Annotated in this window: 2 protein-coding genes and 1 tRNA gene; all 3 read left to right on the top strand. The window is 42.2% G+C overall.

The annotated features are described in order from the left end of the window. Positions 1 to 74: transfer RNA gene (locus AC37HE_RS14980), tRNA-His, on the top strand. Positions 75 to 219: 145 nt separating this feature from the next. After that, positions 220 to 600: an ISAon1 family transposase N-terminal region protein gene (locus AC37HE_RS14985; protein ID WP_500783665.1), complete on the top strand. Its 381-nt coding sequence runs from the start codon at positions 220 to 222 to the stop codon at positions 598 to 600. Further along, on the top strand, positions 575 to 1,558 hold the full coding sequence (locus AC37HE_RS14990; protein ID WP_500783666.1) for an ISAon1 family transposase: 984 nt from the start codon (positions 575 to 577) through the stop codon (positions 1,556 to 1,558). The genes AC37HE_RS14985 and AC37HE_RS14990 overlap by 26 nt, the downstream gene beginning before the upstream one ends. The last annotated feature ends 68 nt before the right edge of the window (positions 1,559 to 1,626 follow it).

Below are 1,626 nucleotides of genomic sequence, written 5' to 3' on the forward strand. Positions count from 1 at the left end.
GTGGTTGTAGCTCAGTTGGTTAGAGCGTCGGATTGTGGTTCCGAAGGTCGCCGGTTCGAGACCGGTCTTCCACCCAAAACAAAGGATGTCAATTTTGACATCCTTTTTTCGTTTCAAGACTTTTCCCCAGAATTTCCCGGCTTAAAAAGGGATCACTTCATAAACTTGTGGGGTAGAAATAAATTTGAGAGTTTTGCGCTTGATAATTGAAAGAAAGAAATGTCAGAGCAAAGCAATCAATACAGTACCCTAATTCGTCTCATTTTACCCGAAGAGTTATTTGATTATTTTCAGGTGACTAACCTTGAAGAAAAAGATGGTAAGGTTCATGTTTACCTGGAGGAAAAAGACATAAAGCCAGCCGGCTTTGAATCGGACAAGCTAACATCAAAGGGCTTTCATGCACCGATCAGTATTCAGGATTTCCCACTACGGGATAAGCCCTTGTTTTTACATATCAGACGTAGGCGTTGGCTGATAGAATCAACAGAACAGGTTGTTAGCCGTGACTGGAACAGCGTTGCCCAGGGAACCCGCATGACCAAAGGTTTTGCGACTTTTTTAAAAGGATTACTTGGATTCATACCCGATCAGCAGTAACTCGCTGGAGAAGTTTTATACCATCAACGGGAACCTGTTTTCAACCCAATACAAAGAGCACTTAAGTGACTACCGCCAATGGAATCAGAAATCACATGCAAACAGGTGGATCCTGTTTCCTGACAATATAGGGAGGCATCTCAGTATTGATGAGACCTCATTATCACAGGGCGAGTTATATACAATTGTCACCAATAAAGCAGGAAAGGGACGTAAAGGAACGCTAATTGCCATTATAAAAGGCACCAAAGCAGAAGAAGTTATAGCCATTCTGAAAAAGATCCCGGAAAAACTAAGATTAAAGGTCGAAGAAATCACTTTAGATATGGCCGGTTCTATGAATCAAATCGCCAGGCAATGTTTCCCCAGTGCCGTAAAGGTGGTCGACCGTTTTCATGTTCAAAAGTTAGCGTATGATGCCCTTCAGGAAATGCGGATTGCCCATCGCTGGGATGCCATTAATGAAGAAACCAACGATCTGGATAATGCCCGCTGGGAGAAGACCGAATACATTCCTTTCCGGTTCGATAACGGGGATACAAAAAAGCAACTATTGGCACGTAGCCGCTACCTGTTATTTAAATCCGCAGAAAAATGGACTACCTCACAAAAACAAAGGGCAACAATTTTATTTGCTCAGTACCCGGACATAAAACTGGCTTATGACCTAACACACAGGCTCCGGTTAATCTTCTCGAAAACAAAAGAAAAGGGAATCGCATTCACAAAGCTTGCTCATTGGTACAACCATGTAACTGACTCTGGATTTAAATCCTTTAACTCCATTTCGGCAACCATTTACACTCACTACCGGGAAATATTAAACTTCTTTGACAACCGAAGTACCAACGCATCTGCAGAATCCTTCAATGCAAAACTGAAAGCTTTTCGAGCTTGTCTGAGAGGTGTAAATGACACACCATTCTTTATGTATCGGGTAGCTAAAATCTATGCTTGAAATGAATAAGCCCACAAGTTTTCTGAATGATCCGAACACTGGCCGCTTTGATCTCCGACCTTATAAAC

The sequence above is a fragment of the Mangrovibacterium sp. genome, from assembly GCF_059905295.1.

Excerpts from the sequence above, each read along its gene's own strand:
- AC37HE_RS14985 (WP_500783665.1), top strand. The coding sequence starts at position 220 with ATGTCAGAGCAAAGCAATCAATACAGTACCCTAATTCGTCTCATTTTA.